This window comes from Streptomyces sp. NPDC094147, assembly GCF_044764265.1.
Taxonomy (GTDB): Bacteria; Actinomycetota; Actinomycetes; order Streptomycetales; family Streptomycetaceae; genus Streptomyces.
The window spans coordinates 308336-325905 of record NZ_JBIWHT010000002.1 but is presented as its reverse complement, the minus strand read 5'-3'; the positions used below and the strand labels follow the sequence as shown (position 1 = coordinate 325905).

Sequence of the window (17570 nt, the reverse complement as noted above, 5' to 3'; positions counted from 1 at the left end):
CCCCGTGCCGTCCGGCGCGCTACCCCTCGCCCTCCCGGTAGGCCGCCGCCTCCTCCAGGTCCAGCCTGCGCAGCAGCGTCCGCAGCAGTTCGTCGTCGATGCGGCGATCGTCGCGCAGCTCCACGAAGACCTGGCGTTCCGCTTCGATCATGGCGCGGGACAGCCGCCGGTAGGTGTCGTCCGCCGACTCCCCCGTCGCCTCGTTCACCGCCCCCAGCCGTTCCCACACCGCGTTCCTGCGCCGCTCCAGGACCGTGCGCAGCCGGGCGGCGAGCGGCGGCGGGAGGGCGTTGCGTTCGTCGGCGAGGAGTTCATCGAGGCGGGCCTCCGCCGCCCGGGAGGCCTCGCTCTGGGCCTGCGCCTCGGCCAGCGTCTCGGCCTGCGCGTCCCGCCCGGGGAGCTTGAGCAGCCGGATCAGCGGGGGCAGCGTGAGCCCCTGCACGACCAGCGTGCCGATCACCGTGGTGAAGGTCAGGAAGAGGACGAGGTTGCGGGCGGGGAAGGCCTCGCCGTTCGCCGTGGTCAGCGGGATCGAGAAGGCGATGGCGAGCGAGACCACCCCGCGCATCCCGGCCCAGCCGACGATCACCGGCGCCGTCCAGTCGGTGTCCGGCTCCCGCCGCCTGAGCTTCTCGGACAGCGCACGGGGCAGGAACGTGGCAGGGAAGACCCAGACGAAGCGCGCGGCCACCACGAGGGCGAAGACACCCGCCGCGTACCACGCCGCCTCGCCCATCCCGTACTCCCCAAGTCCCTTGAGGACCACCGGCATCTGCAGTCCGATCAGCGCGAACACCGCCGATTCGAGGACGAAGGCGACCATCTTCCACACCGCCTCCTCCTGGAGCCGGGTCGCGAAGTCGACCTGCCAGGAGCGGTGGCCGAGGTAGAGCGCGACGACCACGACCGCGAGCACTCCGGACGCCCCGACCTGCTCGGCGGCCGCGTACGCGACGAACGGGATGAGCAGCGACAACGTGTTCTGGAGCAGCGCCTCGCCGAGGTGGCGGCGCAGCCAGTGGATCGGCAGCATGAGGACGAGCCCCACCCCGATCCCGCCGATCGACGCCAGCGCGAACTCCTTGAGCCCGCCCGCCCAGGTGGCCCCCGTGCCGACGGCGGCCGCGAGCGCCACCTTGTACGCGGTGATCGCGGTCGCGTCGTTCACCAGGGACTCGCCCTGGAGGATCGTGGTGATGCGGCCGGGCAGCCGCAGCCGGCGGGCGATGGCGGTCGCCGCGACCGCGTCCGGCGGCGCGATCACCGCGCCCAGGACGAGCGCCGCGGTCGGCGGAAGGTCGGGCACGAGCAGATACGCCAGGTAGCCGACCACGACCGTCGCGAACAGCGTGTAGCCGACGGAGAGCAGCGCCACCGGCCGGATGTTCGCGCGCAGATCGAGGTACGAGCTGTCCAGCGCGGCCGTGTGCAGCAGCGGGGGCAGCAGCAGCGGCAGCACGATGTGCGGGTCGAGGGTGTACTGCGGGACGCCCGGCACGTACGCCCCGATCAGCCCGACCGCGACCAGGAGCAGGGGAGCCGGTACGGGTGTGCGGCGGGCCGCGCCCGCCACCGCGGCGCTCGCCGCGATCAGCGCCACCAGCGGCAATACGTCCATCACAACCGTCCGTCCCCACTCACCCGCGCCGCGCGCACCGTCGTAACCTGGCCATCATGAGCGAGTGCCCGCACGTTGCAGAACTGCCGCGCCCCGAGCCGGCCCCGCTGAGCGACGGCTGCCCGGAGTGCCTGCGGGAGGGCACCCACCCCGTGCAGCTGCGGCTGTGTCTGGTCTGCGGGCACGTGGGATGCTGCGACTCCTCGCCCCACCAGCACGCGACCGGACACTTCAAGGAGACCGGGCACGCGGTGATGCGGACCTTCGAGCCGGGCGAGAGCTGGCGCTGGTGCTTCGTGGACGGCGTACTGGTGTGACCGGGGAGGTTCGACCCCGCGGCGGCTGGGTACGTCAACCCGGCGTCGGTTCACAGCAATTGGGCGCCGCAAACCCCTAGCCACTGTCCGTACTCATAGGCTTACCATGAGTGACAGCCGCCGGGAGGGCTTCCGGCGACAGGGCACTATGGATCGCGATAGCGTCGCCAGTCCAGGTACGGACCCCCGTACCCACGGCCCCGGGACCTCCCCTCTCCTCGGGCCTCGATAGAGCTTGTGCCACCTTGGAGGTGAGAGTGTCCCAGATCGCAGGCGAGCCCGGGAATCAGGACTTCGTGGAAGTCCGGCTGCCGGCCGCGGGTGCCTACCTGTCGGTGCTGCGTACGGCCACGGCCGGACTCGCGGCACGTTTGGACTTCACCCTCGACGAGATCGAGGACCTGCGCATCGCGGTCGACGAGGCCTGCGCGATCCTGCTCCAGCAAGCGGTCCCCGGATCGGTACTGAGCTGCGTGTTCCGCCTCGTCGACGACTCACTGGAAGTCACCGTCTCGGCCCCGACCACGGACGGCCGGGCCCCGGAGCGCGACACCTTCGCCTGGACGGTGCTCTCGGCACTGGCCGGGAAGGTCGACTCCTCCGTCGCCGAGGACCGTACGGTCTGCATCAGCCTGTACAAACAGCGCGGCGCGGGACCCGGACCGGCGTGAGCGGGGAGGGTCCGGTGCGGGACGACAAGCGCATCCCGGAGGCGGTGCGCCCCGCGGGCATCCCGGAGCAGCAGGCCCGGCCGCACCCGGTGGACAGCGCTGCGGATGGCCCACATGGCGTTTTGGACGCGGCGGAGCAGGCAGAGCGGGCGGCCCTTATGAGCGAGCACACCGAGCACAGGCATCACGATCCACACGATCGCAGCGGGGCGCGGGCGATGTTCATCGAGCTGCGCAAGCTGCCCGACGGCTCGCCGGAGAAGGCCGAGCTGCGCAATCAGCTGGTACGGATGCACCTGCCCCTGGTCGAGCACCTGGCGCGGCGCTTCCGCAACCGGGGCGAGCCGCTGGACGACCTCACCCAGGTCGCCACGATCGGTCTGATCAAGTCGGTGGACCGCTTCGACCCCGAGCGGGGCGTGGAGTTCTCGACGTACGCGACGCCCACCGTCGTCGGCGAGATCAAGCGGCACTTCCGCGACAAGGGCTGGGCGGTGCGGGTGCCGCGCAGGCTCCAGGAGCTGCGCCTGGCCCTCACCACGGCGACGGCCGAACTGTCCCAGCAGCACGGCCGCTCCCCGACGGTGCACGAACTGGCCGAGCGGCTCGGCATCTCGGAGGAAGAGGTCCTGGAGGGCCTGGAGTCGGCCAACGCCTACTCCACGCTGTCGCTCGACGTTCCGGACACGGACGACGAGTCACCCGCGGTGGCGGACACCCTGGGCGCGGAGGACGAGGCGCTCGAAGGAGTCGAGTACCGCGAGTCCCTCAAGCCGCTCCTTGAGGACCTCCCGCCGCGCGAGAAGCGGATCCTGCTGCTGCGCTTCTTCGGGAACATGACCCAGTCGCAGATCGCCCAGGAGGTCGGCATCTCCCAGATGCACGTCTCCCGCCTGCTGGCCCGAACCCTGGCCCAACTACGGGAGAAGCTGCTGGTGGAGGAGTAGGGCCTACATATGGAGCCCCTCCGGCTCGGGAGGGCAGCCTTGTCCCTCCGGCTCGGGGCAGCGAAATCGAGCCCCTCATGGGGGTCCCCCCTGGCCCTTTAGGCTTTGGGGGAGATTGAGGAGCGGGGGTCCGGGGGCGGCGCCCCCGGTACCTCGGCGACAGGGGTGCTAGGCGTCCCGCATGGGCCCGCGGATGCCAAGCGCCTTGGTCGTAGCCGGGTTCACCAGCAGCACCAGCCCGGTGATGGCCACCCCCGCGAGAGCAATACCCGCCGGGATCCACGGCGCCCCGTCGGAGTTGAGGAACGTCCAGGCGACCGGCAGGGCCATGATCTGGGTGATCATGGCGGGGCCGCGGCTCCAGCGACGGCGGAGCAGCAGACCGCGCGCCGCGATCAGCGGGATCAGGCCGAGGGCCACCAGCGTCAGACCGCCCATTTCGGCCTGGGTCGGCCGGTCGGGCTTGCCGGTCAGGCCCATCACGAGCAAGTAGAGGCCACCGGCGACCAGGGCGAGACCTTCCAGCGCGGACAGCGCCGCCGCGGCGGTCAGCCGGCCGGGGCGCGGTCCGGCGGGGGCTTCGGGGGTCTGCTCAGTACTCACCCGGCCAGGGTAGCCCGCCGCGATCCGACGGCCCCCGTCCCGCCCGCCCCACCCGGCCCGGCCGGAGCCGTCCGGCCCAAGTGCGCCCCGATACCCCCCGGTAGGTAGTCTGGCGCCCATGCGTGCACTTCTCGTGGTCAACCCGGCGGCTACCTCCACCAGTGCGCGCACGCGTGACGTCCTGCTCCATGCCCTGGCCAGCGAGATGAAGCTGGAGGCGGTGACCACCGAGTACCGCGGGCACGCCAGGGACCTCGGGCGGCGGGCGGCCGAGAGCAGCGACATCGACCTGGTGGTGGCGCTCGGCGGCGACGGCACGGTCAACGAGGTCGTCAACGGGCTGCTGCACAACGGCCCGCGCCCCGAACTCCCCGAATTCGCGGTGGTTCCCGGCGGCTCGACGAATGTGTTCGCGCGGGCGCTCGGCCTGCCCAATGACGCTGTGGAGTCGACCGGTGTCATTCTCGACGCGCTGCGCGAGAACCGGCACCGGACGGTGAGCCTGGGTCTCGCCTCCGGGGTCCCGGGGAGCATGGACGAGGGGGTTCCGCCGCGCTGGTTCACGTTCTGTGCCGGGTTCGGATTCGACGCGGGTGTGGTCGGCCGGGTCGAACAGCAGCGGGAGCGCGGAAAGCGGTCGACGCACGCGCTCTATTTGCGCCAGGTGGCCCGGCAGTTCTTCGGCGAGCCGCACCGCAGGCATGGCCAGATCACGCTGGAGCGGCCGGACGGCGAGCCCGTCGAGGACCTCGTCCTGTCGATAGTCTGCAACACCTCTCCCTACACCTACCTGGGCAATCGTCCGCTGTACTCGTCCCCCGACGCCTCCTTCGACTCGGGCCTGGACGTGCTCGCGCTGAACAAGATGACGACGCCCACGGCGACCCGTTACGCGACCCAGCTGCTCACTTCGACCCCCGACAAGGGTCCGCACGGCAAGCACGCGGTATCACTGCACGACCTGACGGACTTCACCTTGCATTCCAAGGCGCCGCTCCCCTTCCAGATGGACGGCGACCACCTGGGCCTGCGTAGCAGCGTCGCGTTCACAGGCGTACGCCGTGCACTGCGTGTGATTGTGTGAGTGGAAGGGCCCAAAGTCCTTTCACTCGAACGTTTAGGCTGCCATCCACCCCATGGAAGTACGACTGTGACCCAGTCGACACCGAGGAATCCAAAAAAACTTTCCGGAAGGGGTTGTATCCGCCGCCGAGGTTTGCGAATCTCTACATGGCGATCGGGACGGCCCGCAACACCGGCCTCCACTGAAAGCCAGAACCCCTCCTCAAACCAGGACCACCACCAGTCCAACTGGAAGATGGCCCTTCCCTTGTTGAGGGATTCGTGAAAGCGTTCACATTCACAAGCCCCCCTGCACGTAACACCAAGAGAGGTAGCAGCCATGGACTGGCGTCACAACGCCGTTTGTCGTGAGGAAGACCCCGAGCTGTTCTTCCCCATCGGCAACACCGGTCCTGCGCTGCTGCAGATCGAGGAAGCCAAGGCCGTCTGCCGCCGCTGCCCCGTCATGGAGCAGTGCCTGCAGTGGGCGCTTGAGTCCGGCCAGGACTCCGGCGTCTGGGGTGGCCTCAGCGAGGACGAGCGCCGCGCGATGAAGCGCCGTGCCGCTCGCAACCGGGCGCGCAACGCGACCGCCTGAGCCCCCACCTTCCTGCCTTAGCCCCGCGCGGCGCGTACAGAGCGTACGCACTCACCGCCCCCCGAGCCGCAGCGCGCAGCAGTACCCCACAGCATTCGAGCCCCGAACCGTTCCTCGGTTCGGGGCTCGCTGCCGTGTGGCGCCCTCGGCGCCGACTACGGACTGCTACTTCTCGGCCCCCACGGGAATGTCGAGCACGACCTTGGTGCCGCGGTCCGGCGCCGGCACCATGTCGAAGCTGCCGCCCAACTCGCCCTCCACCAGCGTCCGTACGATCTGAAGGCCCAGGTTTCCGGTGCGCTGCGCATCGAAGCCCTCGGGCAGTCCGCGGCCGTCGTCCCGCACGGTGATCAGCAGCCGGGAGTCCTCGCGGGTGCCGCCGCGCAGCGCCGCGACCTCCACCGAGCCCTGCTCCCCCGGGGCGAAGGCGTGCTCCAGCGCGTTCTGCAGCACCTCGGTCAGGACCATGGACAGCGGGGTGGCGACCTCGGCGTCCAATATCCCGAAGCGGCCGGTGCGGCGGCAGTTGACCTTGCCGGGCGAGATCTCGGCGACCATGGCGAGCACCCGGTCGGCGATCTCGTCGAACTCGACGCGCTCGTCCAGGTTCTGGGACAGCGTCTCGTGCACGATGGCGATCGAACCGACCCGCCTGACCGCCTCGTTGAGCGCCTCCCGGCCCTGGTCGGAGTCCATCCGCCGGGCCTGGAGCCTCAGCAGCGCCGCGACCGTCTGGAGGTTGTTCTTCACCCGGTGGTGGATCTCCCGGATGGTGGCGTCCTTGGTGATCAACTCCCGCTCGCGGCGGCGCAGTTCGGTCACGTCGCGCAGCAGCACGAGGGAGCCGATGCGCGTCCCCTTCGGCTTGAGCGGAATGGCGCGCAGCTGGATCACCCCGCCGTTGCCCTCGACCTCGGCCTCCCTCGGCGCATAGCCGCTGGCCAGTTTGGCGATGGCTTCGTCCACCGGGCCGCGCGACGGCGCGAGTTGGGCGGTGAGCTCGCCGAGGTGGTGCCCGACGAGGTCGGAGGCGAGGCCGAGCCGGTGGTAGGCGGAGAGTGCGTTGGGCGATGCGTACTGGACGATGCCGTCCGCGTCGAGCCTGATCAGACCGTCTCCGGCGCGCGGCGACGCGTCCATGTCGACCTGCTGGCCGGGGAAGGGGAAGGACCCGGCGGCGATCATCTGGGCGAGGTCGGAGGCGGACTGGAGGTAGGTCAGTTCGAGCCGCGAGGGGGTACGGACGGTGAGCAGGTTGGTGTTCCTCGCGATGACGCCCAGGACGCGCCCCTCACGGCGTACCGGAATGGACTCGACGCGGACCGGAACCTCCTCGCGCCATTCCGGATCGCCCTCGCGCACGATACGGCCCTCGTCGAGCGCGGCGTCGAGCAGCGGGCGCCGGCCGCGCGGGACGAGGTGGCCGACCATGTCGTCCTGGTAGGAGGTGGGGCCGGTGTTCGGGCGCATCTGTGCGACCGACACATAGCGCGTGCCGTCCAGGGTGGGGACCCAGAGCACCAGGTCGGCGAAGGAGAGGTCGGAGAGCAGCTGCCACTCCGAGACCAGCAGATGCAGCCACTCGAGGTCGGACTCACTCAGAGCGGTGTGCTGGCGTACGAGGTCGTTCATGGAGGGCACGCTGCGAGCGTACCTGCGAAAACCGGCAGATATGACTGCGGGCCGCGGCGCCGGGGCGGGACCCTCGGCCCGTCCGGCACCGCAGCCCGAGCTGCCGGCCGACGGGTGTGCGGTCCCATCGGCCTGGTGTGAGGTCCGGACGCGGTCAGGGCAGAGAGCGCCGGGCCTCGGTTCCGCCCGCCTGTGCGGGGTGGGCGGAAGTCGGTGTGTTCATTGTGGACTAGACCATTCTGCCTGTCCATCCGTGTGCACCACGCAATGTACGGCGTCCGGCGCGGGTCCGCGAGCCGTCTCAGCGAGACCGCGGCCACGCCAGCATGGCCGCCTCGGCGACGGCTTCGAGCTCCTCGCGGGTGGCCCCGTCGCGGGCCTGCTGGGACATGCCCTGGAAGACCGCGCCGCTCAGCCGCGCGAGCGTGCGGGCGTCGGCGCGTTCGGGGAGGTGACCGGCCGCGATGTCCGCGGCGATCCGGCTCTCGATGGCGGCGACGTTGGCTTCGCGCTGCTCGCGCAGGGCGGCGCTGACGGCCTCGGTGGTGCAGTTGGCCGCGGCGCTGATCACCATGCAGCCATAGGGGTGAGCGGGGTCGGTGAACTCGGCGGCGGCCTCGCGCAGCATGCGCGCGACTCCGGCGCGGGCGGTCGCCTCCTCGGCGAGGGCCCGCGCCGCGAAGCCGCCGTAGGTCGCTCCGTACGCGCGCACGACCTCCTCGAAGAGGGCCCGCTTGTCGCCGAAGGCGGCGTAGAGGCTGGGCGCGCCGATGCCCATGGCCCGGGTCAGATCGGCGACGGAGGTGGCTTCGTAACCCTGTCGCCAGAACGCCATGGTGGCCTGCTCCAGGGCCTTCTCCCGGTCGAAGGAGCGGGGGCGCCCGCGCTGTTTCGTCGCCATGCCCCGGATTCTATAGCGGCCATTAGGGAATGTGTTACGTTCTTTCCGTAGCGACCGCTACAGAACTCTTCGGGGCGGAAGGGGGCGCAGCCATGGGCGCGCTCGACGGGAAGACGGCACTGGTCACGGGCGGCAGCCGGGGCATCGGGCGGGGCATCGCCGAGCGGCTCGGCCGGGACGGGGCGCGGGTCGCCGTGCACTACGGCACGAACGAGACGGCGGCCAAGGAGACGGTCGCGGCCATCGAGGCGGCGGGCGGATCGGCGTTCGCCGTCGGTCAGGAACTGGGGGTTCCGGGCGACGCGGCCGCCCTGTGGGAGGCCTTCGACCGGCAGGCGGACGGGCTCGACATCCTGGTGAACAACGCGGGCATCGGGCACCCGGCGCCGTTCGGCGAGGTCCCCGAGGAGACGTACGACCGGTTCTTCGCAGTCAACGCCAAGGCGCCGTTCTTCGTGACCCAGCTCGGTCTGACCCGGCTGCGCGACGGCGGGCGCGTCGTCAACATCTCCAGCGGGCTCGCGCGCGCGGCCGTGATGCCGGAGATGCTCACCTACGCCATGACCAAGGGCGCGCTCGACGTGTTCACGCGGAACCTGTCGAAGGTGCTCGGGCCGCGCGGGATCACGGTCAACTCGGTGGCGCCCGGGATCATCGACACGGACATCAACGCGAGCTGGCTGCGCGCCAGCGACGAGGCCTGGGCGGCGACGGCGGCGCGCTCGCCGCTCGGCCGGGTCGGCGAGCCGTCCGACATCGCGGACGTGGTGGCGTTCCTGGCATCCGACGACGGCCGCTGGGTCACGGGCCAGTGGCTCGACGCCACGGGCGGCTCGCTCGCCTGAGCCTCCGATCCGGACGGAGTCCGCACACGGCTGCGAGGACAGGGCGGCGCCCCGGCCGTCGGGGACGACCACGATCACCGGGGAGACGGTCGCGACATCGTCCGTGCCTCCGAATGGCCGTCTCCGTATGTGTTCCGGCAACCCGTTCGGTCGACCATGGGAGCAGGCGCGACCGCCGGCCGGAGGCCCCACCGCTCTGCTAGATTGGTCTATACCACGCCCGTTGCAGTTTCACGTCTCCAGATCGGCAGGCCCACGTGGAAGTTGTCATCGTCCCGGACGCCAAGGCAGGCGGCGAGCTCATCGCGGAGTCGATCGCCGCCCTGTGGCGCCGCAAGCCCGACGCGCTGCTCGGGGTGGCCACCGGATCGACCCCGATCCCGATCTACGACGCGCTGACCGCCAAGGTCGCCGCCGGTGACGTGGACGTGACGCGGGCCCGCGTCTGCCAGCTGGACGAGTACGTCGGGCTGCCCGCCGGGCATCCCGAGTCCTACCGCGCCACCGTCATCCGCCAGGTCGTGGAGCCGCTCGGCCTCGGCCCGGACTCCTTCATCGGCCCGGACGGCTCCGCCGAGGACGTCCAGGCCGCGTGCGAGGCGTACGACCTGGCGCTGGCCTCGGCCGGCGGCGTGGACCTCCAGATCCTGGGCATCGGCACCGACGGGCACATCGGCTTCAACGAGCCCTGCTCCTCGCTCGCCTCGCGCACCAGGATCAAGACGCTGACCGAGCAGACCCGGGTCGACAACGCGCGGTTCTTCGACAACGACATCGACCAGGTGCCGCACCACGTGATCACCCAGGGCATCGGCACCATCCTGGAGGCCCGCCACCTGGTGCTGCTCGCCACCGGAGAGGGCAAGGCCGAGGCGGTCGCGCAGACCGTCGAGGGTCCGGTCGCGGCCGTGGTGCCCGCCTCCGCGCTCCAGCTGCACCGGCACGCGACGGTCGTCGTGGACGAGGCCGCCGCCTCCAAGCTGAAGCTGGCCCCCTACTTCCGGCACACCTTCGCCAACAAGCCGGTGTGGCAGGGCCTTTAGGGCTCCTTACGCATACGACAGTGCCGGGCGGCCCCAGCTCAGGGGCGCCCGGCACTGTCGCATGCGGACGGCGATCAGGCGTCGGCCAGGACCGGGAAGCGGATCCGGGTCGTGCACAGGGACACCACGAGCGCCGACGCGGCGACGGCGCCCATGCCCCACACCAGACTGGTGCCGCCGGCGATGAAGCCGATCACCGCGGGTCCGGCCAGCAGACCCGTCGTGCCCATGGCCGCGACCAGCGCCAGGGCGTCCGAGCCCTGCCGGGCGGCGGCGACGTACACGCACGGGGTCACGGCCGCGATGCCGAGCCCGACGCAGGCGAAGCCGAGCAGGGTCGGCACCACCCCGCCCACCAGCAGGGCCAGGGCGAGGCCCACGCCGGCCAGCGCGCTCCCGGCCCGGACGATGCGCGCGTCGCCCCAGCGGGTGCGCCAGCCGTCGGCGAAGACGCGGGCGAGCACCATCATGACGGAGACGACGGCGATGCCCATGGGCGCCAGTTCCGCCGCAGCGTTGACGACGTCCTTCAGATAGAGCGCCGACCAGTCGTTCATGGCGCCCTCGGTCACGGTGCCGAACGCCATGGCCAGGCCCATCCAGATCGTCACCCGGGTCGGCAGGGTCAGCCCGCCCCGGCGCTTCCTCTCGGTGGACTCGGCCCGCTCCACCGGTTTCTGATCCTCCGTCAGCAAACCGTCTCGGGTCACCAGTACCAGCACCGCCAGCAGCGCCGCGGCCGTGCCGAAGTGGGCCGGCAGGGCCGAGGACACCGTGGTGACGCCGGAGGCGAGGAGTGCGGCGAACAGCGAACCGGCGCTGAAGGTCGCGTGCATCCTCGCCATGGTGGTGCGCCGGTACTTGACCTCAAGTGCGGCCGCCTGCGCGTTCATCGCGACGTTCAGGCAGCCGACGGCGACGCCGTCGCAGCAGACGATCAGCAGCGTGACCGGATAGTTCGGCGTGACCGCCAGGGCGAGCAGCACCAGGCCGAGGCAGAGCGCCGACACGCCGGCGAGCCGGCGCGAGCCGAACCGCTTCGTCAGGATCGCCACCAGCGGGAAGGAGGCGGCCGCGCCCGCCCCGCAGACCATCAGGAGCAGGCCGAGCTCCGCCTCGGACAGGTCGAGCCGCGTCTTGAGCGCGGGGATCCGGGAGACCCAAGTGGCGTACTGGAAACCGAGGAAGCAGAACAGTGCCGCGATCGCCACTTGCGATCGACGGTATTCATCGCGAACGCGAAACATGCGGATTCAGCCTACTTCCCTGGACATGTACACCGCGTTGGTGCCGTAGCCCGCCGGGAGCTCGACCTCTGGGTGGGCGCGGTAGCCCAGCGGGGCCCACAGGACGTCGGCGCCGCGGACGGCCACCATGGAGATCCGCTCGAATCCCAACTCCCGTGCCTCGTCGAGGAGATGGCCGAGCAGGCGCGGGCCGAGACCCCGGCCGCGCAGCTCCTTCGCGATCACCAGGTCGTGCGCGTGCAGGTTGCGGGAGCGGAAGCCGGACCCCTCGGCCCGGCTGAGATCGGGGCAGGAGAACGGCGGGTAGGGCAGCGCGAGGAGGTAGCCGCCGACGCGTCCCTCGTACTCCATCACGAAGCAAGTACCGGGAGCGTGCCGGGACTTGAGGGCCTCGCGCCCCTCGGACAGGCCGTCCTGGGCATAGGCGCCGGCCTCCAGGGCCACGATCGTGTCCCAGTCGGACTCGGCCAGCGGCCGGATACGGATGTCGGTGTCCAGCAGCATCTACTTCGAACCTCCGATGCAGGTGTACGGCAGCGGGTCGAAGCCGTTGAAACCCCGGGTCGTGTAGCCGACGGCGTACGCGCCGCAGGAATGGATCCAGACCGGGTCCCCGGAGGCCGCGGCCGCGGGGACCCGGACGGGGCCGCCCTCGCGGGCATAGGCGTCGTCGCTGTCGCAGGTGGGTCCGGCGACCATGGCGCCGACCCGCTCCCCGCCCTCGTGGCCGGGGAACTCCAGGCGGTACCGCAACTCGTCCATTTCGTACAGGCCGTTGAACTTTCCGCAGCTCAGGTACAGCCAGTTCTGGCGCTCGCCGTCCAGCTGCCGCCGGGACGAGAGCCGGGACACACGGGCCCGGATGGCGCCGTGGTCGGCGACCAGATGGCGCCCCGGCTCCACGAGGAACTCCAGCGGCGACGCCGACTCCTCGCTCAGCCGCTGCATGCCTTCGCGGAGCACCGCGAACATCTTGTCCAGCGGGGGGTCGAGCGGCCGGCCCCGCTTGTCGAGGCAGCCGAGCGCGGGCAGTCCGCCACCGAGGTTGATCCGGTCGAGCAGGATCCCCCGCCGGTTCACCGCCGCGAGTACGTCGGCCAGCAGGTCGAGCGCGCTGCGCCAGGCCTCGGAGGTCATCTGCTGCGAGCCGACGTGCACGGACAGGCCCGAGGGCACAAGGCCCGCCGCCCGCGCCGCCTCCAGGACGAGCACGGCGTCGTCGGCCGAGCAGCCGAACTTCCGGCTCAGGCCCCACAGCGCGCCGTCGCCGCTGGTGGCGAGCCGGCAGAACACCCGGGAGCCGGGGGCGTGCGCGGCGATCGCCGCCACGTCCTCGACGCTGTCGGTGGCGAAGTCCCGTACGCCCATGCGGTACGCGTCGGCGATGTTCTCGTCCGACTTGATGGTGTTGCCGTAGTGGATCCGGTCGACGGGTACGCCGGTTCTGACGGCCTGCTCGATCTCCTGCGGGCCGGCCGCGTCGAAGCCCGCGCCCTGCGCCGCGAGGCAGGCGAGCACCTCGTCCACGGGACAGGCCTTCATGGCGAACCGGACCGAGATGCCGGGCAGTTCGCGCAGCAGTGCCGCGTACTGGGCCTCGATCCCGGTGAGGTCGAAGATGATCCGGTCGTCGGTGGCGTCCGCCAGGGCGGCCCGCAGGGCGGTGCTCTCAGGCATCGTCGGCACTCCGGGTCCGGCCGCCGGCGCTCACGGGCTCGGCCCGGCCGGCCGCGATCAGCGGCCCCCACGCCTCGACAAGCAGCGCGAAGTCCTCGATGTCGGCCTGGGCCTCGTCCAGGAGTCGCTCGCGCAGCGGCACCAGATGGTCGGCGAACTCGGCGTATCTGCCGCCCAGTTGGCGGTAGCGGCGGTCGATGACGTCGAGCCGCCGGACGTTCTCGGCCCGGTCCTCGGCGGCGCTGCGCCCGGCGAGGCGGGCGATCACATCGGCGCGCACGTGGTGCCGCTCGTCGAGCAGTGCCGCGCCCGCCGCCTCCATCGCGGTGTAGACCGGGTGGAGGTAGAGCATCGAGAGCAGGAACTTCGTGAATCTGAGCTGGTAGGCGGTGAATCCGGGGACGGTGCGCCGCTCGGGGGTGTAGTAGTTCACGATGTGGCGGTTGTGCACGACCCCGGGCAGCGTCGCGTCGCGGACCAGGTGCAGCAGGAAGTAGTCGCTGCCGATGGTGCTGGTCGCGGGCAGCAGCGGCACCCGCTCGTACACCTCGTGGTCGAGCGCGACGTTGCACATGTCCACCCGCCAGATGTCGGGGGTGCCCAGGGTCGACTCGTCCTGGGTGAACGGCTCGGTGCCGGCGCCGGTGAACGACTCCTCGACCAGTTCGCGCCGCTCCCGCTCCGACGCCCCGGCCTCGGCCCACAGGCCGACCACCTCGTAGTACACCTCGGGGTCGAGCTCCCGGATCTCGCCGATGTCCACCGACAGCTCGCCCACGAAGGAACTGCCCACCATGGCCACGGGCTTGTCGGCGTCCGCCGCGTCGAGCAGGTTCCGCGTGACACCGGGCACGGCGTCCGCCGCGCGCTTCCCTAGCGAGAGCAGCTCGTGGTGGATGGGGAACACGGGCCGGCCGTCGTGGACCTGGTAGCTGCTGTCCGAGTCCCTGCGGTGTACGGAGGCGCATCCGAGCGCCGCCGCGATCAGGAACGCGCGGTTGGTGCAGGCGCCGTACGAGACGTCGGCGGGCAGCATGAGGTCGAGCAGCAGATCCGGTTTGGGGAGTGCGGCCCGCTGGATCACCCGGTGCAGGAAGTCCCGCTGCGCCGCCTCGCCGAGATGGTGCACGACCACGTTCGCCGCGCCGTGCGGTGCGGCCGCGGCCCGCGCGTGCTCGGCGAAGGCGTGCTCGTCACAGGAGTCCAGGATCAGCAGGTGCACCTCGACGCCGAAGTGCTCGGCCGCGTACGCGGCCTCCGCGCCGATCACCGAAATCGTCTCGGCGCAGGGCCTGTTCGTGGGCAGGGTCAGGCAGATTCTGCGCATGCCAGCTCTCCGGTCGACCGCTCCTCGTGCTGCCCGCGCCAGGTTTCGAGCCCGAGCAGCTTGGCGCCGAGCTCGTTCAGCGCGGCGGGCCCGTACCTGAGGGACTCGTGCCGCCGCGCGTCGCCGACCAGCGTCTTGTTCCAGTCCGGGGTGCTGAGGTGACGCCAGGAGTCGACGCGGGAGCGCCGCAGTTCCTCGTCCGATTCAAGGGCCGGCATCATCGAGAGGTACTGGACCGAGCGGACACCGTTGTCGGAGCTGTTGCGGGCCACGCCGTGCGCCAGCATCCCGTTCCAGATCAGCAGGTCACCGGCTGCGAGCTCGGGCCGGATCACGGGGAACTCGGCGCGGTCGACGGCGGGCCTGACGGGGTCGCGGTCGGCCGGCTGCTCGGTCTTCCAGTGGTCGAACCGCCGGAACAGCTCGGGCGAGCACTGGAATCCGCCGTGGTCCGGGCTGGTGTCGTTCAGCGCGATGATGCCCTGCACCCGCTGCGGCAGCACGCTGAGCGTGGTGTCGACGTCCCAGTGCAGCTCGATGTCGAAGCCCTTGTCAGTGGGTTCGATGAGCGCGCGGTCGCGGTTCTTGACGTTGGGCGGGTTCAGGTTGAGCCGGTCCAGGGTCACCCACAGCTCCTCGCAGTCCCACACGTCGACGAAGGCGTCGTACACGCGCCGGCTCTGGCGGCTGTCCCAGATGAGCTGGTGGTGGTAGGCCTCCACGAATCCGTAGACATGCAGATGCCGTTCCAGGTCCGTGCCGAATTCCCGCTCCTCGTACCAGGTTTCGGGCCGTTCCGGATCGAGCCCCTGGAATTCCCAGGCGAAGTCGAGCAGGCTCCGCGCCGCTGCGGCGGGTATCGCCTCTTTCACGACCACGTAACCGTAGGTCTGCCAGAAGGTGAAGTCCTCCTCGGAAAGCACGCGCAGTGGCCGGGATTTCTTGATGTCCTTCAGCGGCGTCCGGGCCAGATACGTCTCACCGCCGTCCGAGCTGAAGTAGGGGGTGTCCGAAGAGGCTCGATAGAGATAAGGGCCGGGCGTCGGCATGCAGGGGCTCCAAAGCTCGAAATGGGGGGTGACCTGGGAGGGCGTCAGCTGTCCGGCCGCGTTCCCTTTCGGTGCGCCCGCATCCCGATTCAGCGAAGGAAAAGGAATGTTACGAACGCGTAGGGTCACTCACACCGCGAAAACGCGCGGTACGGGGAAAGGCGTGCGGGGTCGCCGAGCAAGGCGACTCGGCATCTTTCGCAGATCCACCGAACTTGCTTTCTTCCAAACTGGACTAGACCAACTTGCGGTGTCAACCCCCGTATTACAGAGATCGGTTGACATACTGTCAAACGCACGAAGACCACCAGGCCACACCCCCCTTGCAGGCCCCGCACGGCCGGACCGGGGCATGCGGATCTGCCCTCGCGGACATCCGGACCGGGGCGTCCGTACCTCCGGGAGTGGCACGGGCGGACCAGGGGCCCGGACATGCCAAAGGGCGGAGGGACAGCCCGTCGGCTGTCACTCCGCCTCTTCGACCCTTGCGGTACTCGTGAAGGTGTGGGCTAGACCCCCGCGATGGCCTCCGCCGCCGCGCGGCCGCACACCCGGGCCGCGCCGTGCGTGGCGATGTGCAGCGCGCCGCGCGGGGTGGCGCGGGGCACGCCCATCTCGACCACGATCGTGTCCGGGCGGGCCGCGAGGAGGCCGTCCAGGGCCGCCGCCATCCAGGGGTGGCGGTGTTCATCGCGTACGACCGCGACGATCCGGCGCTCCCCCGCCGCCGCGAGCACATCGGCGGCGGCGCTGTCCGTGCCGTAGGTCCCGCTCTCGGTGCCGGGCAGCAGGGCGGCGAGCTCGCCGCCGATGCTCCAGGGGGTCTCGCTGCTCACCGCGATGTTCATGACGGGCGTGAAGGTCGCCACGTACGGCGCCGACTCGACCGGGCGCCACGTCGGCGAGGCGGTGACGCGGGCGGCCCGGCGCGCGGCCACCAGGCCGATGTCGCTGCCGGTGCCGGGCGCGGTCCCCTCCTGCACCGCCGCGCCCGGCGCCGTCGCGTCCCCCCTGGCCCGCTGGGTCCACGCCGCCAGCGCACGCACCCGTGCGGCGGCGTCGGCCAGGCGTTCCTCGGCCAGTTCGCCGTCCCGTACCGCCGTGACCAGCGCGTCGCGCAGCCGCAGCACGGTGTCCTCGTCGGCCAGGCCGCCGCCGACGCACAGGGCGTCGGCGCCCGCCGCGATCGCGAGGACGGAGCCTCGCTCGATGCCGACCGTCCCGGCGATGGCCTGCATCTCCACCGCGTCCGAGACGATCAGCCCGTCGTAGCCGAGCTCCTCGCGCAGCAGTCCGGTGAGGATGCGCGGGCTGAGCGTGGCGGGACGGGCGGGGTCGAGCGCGGGAAGAAGGATATGCGCACTCATGACCGACTTGGAACCCGCCGCGATCGCGGCGCGGAAAGGCACCAGCTCACGGGCGTGCAGCGTGTCGAGGTCCACATCGATGCGGGGCATCGCGTGGTGCGAGTCGACGTTGGTGTCGCCGTGGCCGGGGAAGTGCTTGGTGCAGGCGGCGACCCCGGCGGCCTGGAGGCCCTCGATGTAGGCGGCCGTGTGGCGGGCCACCAGATCGGGCTCGGCCCCGAAGGCCCGTACGCCGATGATCGGGTTGTCCGGGTTGGAGTTGACGTCGGCGGACGGCGCCCAGTTGAGGTTGACGCCGCACTCGGCGAGCCGGCGGCCCAGTTCGCGGGCGACCTCGCGGGTCAGGTCCACGTCGTCGACCGCGCCGAGCGCGAGGTTGCCGGGGAAGGACGAGCCGGAGCGGACCTCGATGCGGGTGACGTCACCGCCCTCCTCGTCGATGGCGACCAGGAGGTCGTCCCGCTCGGCCCTCAACTGGGCCGTGAGCTCGGCCACTTGGGGCCCGGACGCGATGTTGCGGCCGAACAGGCCGACGGAGGCGAGCCCTTCGCCGATGCGGCGCAGCAGCCAGTCGGGCGCGCTGGTGCCGACGAACCCGGGCTGGAGGACGGCGAGGGCATCGCGGGTCAGCGTGTCGGAACCCGTGGTCATTGTCGTCATGGGGCG

The 17570-nt window shown here is 71.0% G+C and carries 17 protein-coding genes; 7 read left to right on the top strand and 10 right to left on the bottom strand.

Translation table 11 applies throughout. The features are described from left to right. Positions 1-19: 19 nt before the first annotated feature. Positions 20-1618: a Na+/H+ antiporter gene (locus ACIQ8J_RS06895; protein ID WP_403266866.1), complete on the bottom strand. Its 1599-nt coding sequence runs from the start codon at positions 1616-1618 to the stop codon at positions 20-22. 56 nt (positions 1619-1674) lie between these two features. On the opposite strand from ACIQ8J_RS06895, the gene ACIQ8J_RS06890 reads away from it, so the two are divergent. The 3 genes from ACIQ8J_RS06890 (at position 1675) to ACIQ8J_RS06880 (ending at position 3553) form a co-directional block, all read left to right on the top strand. After that, complete coding sequence (locus ACIQ8J_RS06890; protein ID WP_403266869.1) at positions 1675-1935, top strand: UBP-type zinc finger domain-containing protein; 261 nt, start codon at positions 1675-1677, stop codon at positions 1933-1935. 257 nt (positions 1936-2192) lie between these two features. Then, positions 2193-2606, top strand: a complete 414-nt coding sequence (locus ACIQ8J_RS06885; protein ID WP_329463120.1) for an anti-sigma regulatory factor — start codon at positions 2193-2195, stop codon at positions 2604-2606. A 14-nt stretch (positions 2607-2620) separates the two neighbouring features. Beyond that, complete coding sequence (locus tag ACIQ8J_RS06880; protein ID WP_403266872.1) at positions 2621-3553, top strand: RNA polymerase sigma factor SigF; 933 nt, start codon at positions 2621-2623, stop codon at positions 3551-3553. Positions 3554-3721: 168 nt separating this feature from the next. Here the strand turns inward: ACIQ8J_RS06880 and ACIQ8J_RS06875 are convergent, their stop codons facing one another. Further along, positions 3722-4156, bottom strand: coding sequence for a hypothetical protein (locus ACIQ8J_RS06875; protein WP_403266875.1), 435 nt, complete (start codon positions 4154-4156; stop codon positions 3722-3724). Positions 4157-4274: 118 nt separating this feature from the next. Here ACIQ8J_RS06875 and ACIQ8J_RS06870 point away from each other — a divergent pair, with 118 nt between their 5' ends. Next, positions 4275-5240, top strand: coding sequence for a diacylglycerol/lipid kinase family protein (locus tag ACIQ8J_RS06870; RefSeq protein ID WP_403266878.1), 966 nt, complete (start codon positions 4275-4277; stop codon positions 5238-5240). A 318-nt stretch (positions 5241-5558) separates the two neighbouring features. Then, positions 5559-5816 carry a WhiB family transcriptional regulator gene (locus ACIQ8J_RS06865; RefSeq protein WP_004937597.1) on the top strand — a complete coding sequence of 86 codons (258 nt, stop codon included), beginning with the start codon at positions 5559-5561 and terminating at the stop codon, positions 5814-5816. A gap of 165 nt (positions 5817-5981) precedes the next feature. On the opposite strand, the gene ACIQ8J_RS06860 is transcribed toward ACIQ8J_RS06865, so the two are convergent. After that, a complete protein-coding gene (locus ACIQ8J_RS06860; RefSeq protein WP_403267755.1) occupies positions 5982-7448 on the bottom strand; it encodes a sensor histidine kinase in 1467 nt (488 codons plus the stop codon). A gap of 301 nt (positions 7449-7749) precedes the next feature. Beyond that, a complete protein-coding gene (locus ACIQ8J_RS06855; protein WP_403266880.1) occupies positions 7750-8349 on the bottom strand; it encodes a TetR/AcrR family transcriptional regulator in 600 nt (199 codons plus the stop codon). Between the two features lie 92 nt (positions 8350-8441). On the opposite strand from ACIQ8J_RS06855, the gene ACIQ8J_RS06850 reads away from it, so the two are divergent. Together ACIQ8J_RS06850 and nagB are read left to right on the top strand one after the other, a co-directional pair. Next, a complete protein-coding gene (locus ACIQ8J_RS06850) occupies positions 8442-9194 on the top strand; it encodes an SDR family oxidoreductase (protein WP_403266883.1) in 753 nt (250 codons plus the stop codon). A 257-nt stretch (positions 9195-9451) separates the two neighbouring features. Further along, positions 9452-10237 carry a glucosamine-6-phosphate deaminase gene (nagB, locus tag ACIQ8J_RS06845; RefSeq protein WP_403266886.1) on the top strand — a complete coding sequence of 262 codons (786 nt, stop codon included), beginning with the start codon at positions 9452-9454 and terminating at the stop codon, positions 10235-10237. A 74-nt stretch (positions 10238-10311) separates the two neighbouring features. Here the strand turns inward: nagB and ACIQ8J_RS06840 are convergent, their stop codons facing one another. The 6 genes from ACIQ8J_RS06840 to ACIQ8J_RS06815 all read right to left on the bottom strand — a co-directional run bounded on the left by ACIQ8J_RS06840 (position 10312) and on the right by ACIQ8J_RS06815 (position 17564). Further along, positions 10312-11484 carry an MFS transporter gene (locus tag ACIQ8J_RS06840; protein ID WP_403266889.1) on the bottom strand — a complete coding sequence of 391 codons (1173 nt, stop codon included), beginning with the start codon at positions 11482-11484 and terminating at the stop codon, positions 10312-10314. 6 nt (positions 11485-11490) lie between these two features. After that, positions 11491-11988, bottom strand: coding sequence for a GNAT family N-acetyltransferase (locus ACIQ8J_RS06835; RefSeq protein ID WP_403266892.1), 498 nt, complete (start codon positions 11986-11988; stop codon positions 11491-11493). Beyond that, positions 11989-13161 carry a type III PLP-dependent enzyme gene (locus tag ACIQ8J_RS06830; protein WP_403266895.1) on the bottom strand — a complete coding sequence of 391 codons (1173 nt, stop codon included), beginning with the start codon at positions 13159-13161 and terminating at the stop codon, positions 11989-11991. Next, positions 13154-14488 carry a DUF6271 family protein gene (locus ACIQ8J_RS06825; protein ID WP_403607756.1) on the bottom strand — a complete coding sequence of 445 codons (1335 nt, stop codon included), beginning with the start codon at positions 14486-14488 and terminating at the stop codon, positions 13154-13156. The genes ACIQ8J_RS06830 and ACIQ8J_RS06825 overlap by 8 nt, the downstream gene beginning before the upstream one ends. Further along, the gene (locus ACIQ8J_RS06820; protein WP_403266900.1) at positions 14470-15537 is read right to left on the bottom strand and encodes a phytanoyl-CoA dioxygenase family protein; all 1068 of its coding nucleotides are present in this window, start codon (positions 15535-15537) and stop codon (positions 14470-14472) included. The genes ACIQ8J_RS06825 and ACIQ8J_RS06820 overlap by 19 nt, the downstream gene beginning before the upstream one ends. A gap of 509 nt (positions 15538-16046) precedes the next feature. Continuing rightward, positions 16047-17564, bottom strand: coding sequence for a glycoside hydrolase family 3 protein (locus tag ACIQ8J_RS06815; protein WP_403266903.1), 1518 nt, complete (start codon positions 17562-17564; stop codon positions 16047-16049). Positions 17565-17570 lie beyond the last annotated feature (6 nt).

Bases quoted from the DNA above. Each gene is read 5' to 3' on its own strand.
- ACIQ8J_RS06895 (WP_403266866.1), bottom strand. From the start codon at position 1,618: ATGGACGTATTGCCGCTGGTGGCGCTGATCGCGGCGAGCGCCGCGGTG.
- ACIQ8J_RS06890 (WP_403266869.1), top strand. From the start codon at position 1,675: ATGAGCGAGTGCCCGCACGTTGCAGAACTGCCGCGCCCCGAGCCGGCC.
- ACIQ8J_RS06870 (WP_403266878.1), top strand. From the start codon at position 4,275: ATGCGTGCACTTCTCGTGGTCAACCCGGCGGCTACCTCCACCAGTGCG.
- ACIQ8J_RS06865 (WP_004937597.1), top strand. From the start codon at position 5,559: ATGGACTGGCGTCACAACGCCGTTTGTCGTGAGGAAGACCCCGAGCTG.
- ACIQ8J_RS06860 (WP_403267755.1), bottom strand. From the start codon at position 7,448: ATGAACGACCTCGTACGCCAGCACACCGCTCTGAGTGAGTCCGACCTC.
- ACIQ8J_RS06855 (WP_403266880.1), bottom strand. From the start codon at position 8,349: ATGGCGACGAAACAGCGCGGGCGCCCCCGCTCCTTCGACCGGGAGAAG.
- ACIQ8J_RS06850 (WP_403266883.1), top strand. From the start codon at position 8,442: ATGGGCGCGCTCGACGGGAAGACGGCACTGGTCACGGGCGGCAGCCGG.
- ACIQ8J_RS06840 (WP_403266889.1), bottom strand. From the start codon at position 11,484: ATGTTTCGCGTTCGCGATGAATACCGTCGATCGCAAGTGGCGATCGCG.
- ACIQ8J_RS06835 (WP_403266892.1), bottom strand. From the start codon at position 11,988: ATGCTGCTGGACACCGACATCCGTATCCGGCCGCTGGCCGAGTCCGAC.
- ACIQ8J_RS06830 (WP_403266895.1), bottom strand. From the start codon at position 13,161: ATGCCTGAGAGCACCGCCCTGCGGGCCGCCCTGGCGGACGCCACCGAC.
- ACIQ8J_RS06825 (WP_403607756.1), bottom strand. From the start codon at position 14,488: ATGCGCAGAATCTGCCTGACCCTGCCCACGAACAGGCCCTGCGCCGAG.
- ACIQ8J_RS06820 (WP_403266900.1), bottom strand. From the start codon at position 15,537: ATGCCGACGCCCGGCCCTTATCTCTATCGAGCCTCTTCGGACACCCCC.
- ACIQ8J_RS06815 (WP_403266903.1), bottom strand. From the start codon at position 17,564: ATGACGACAATGACCACGGGTTCCGACACGCTGACCCGCGATGCCCTC.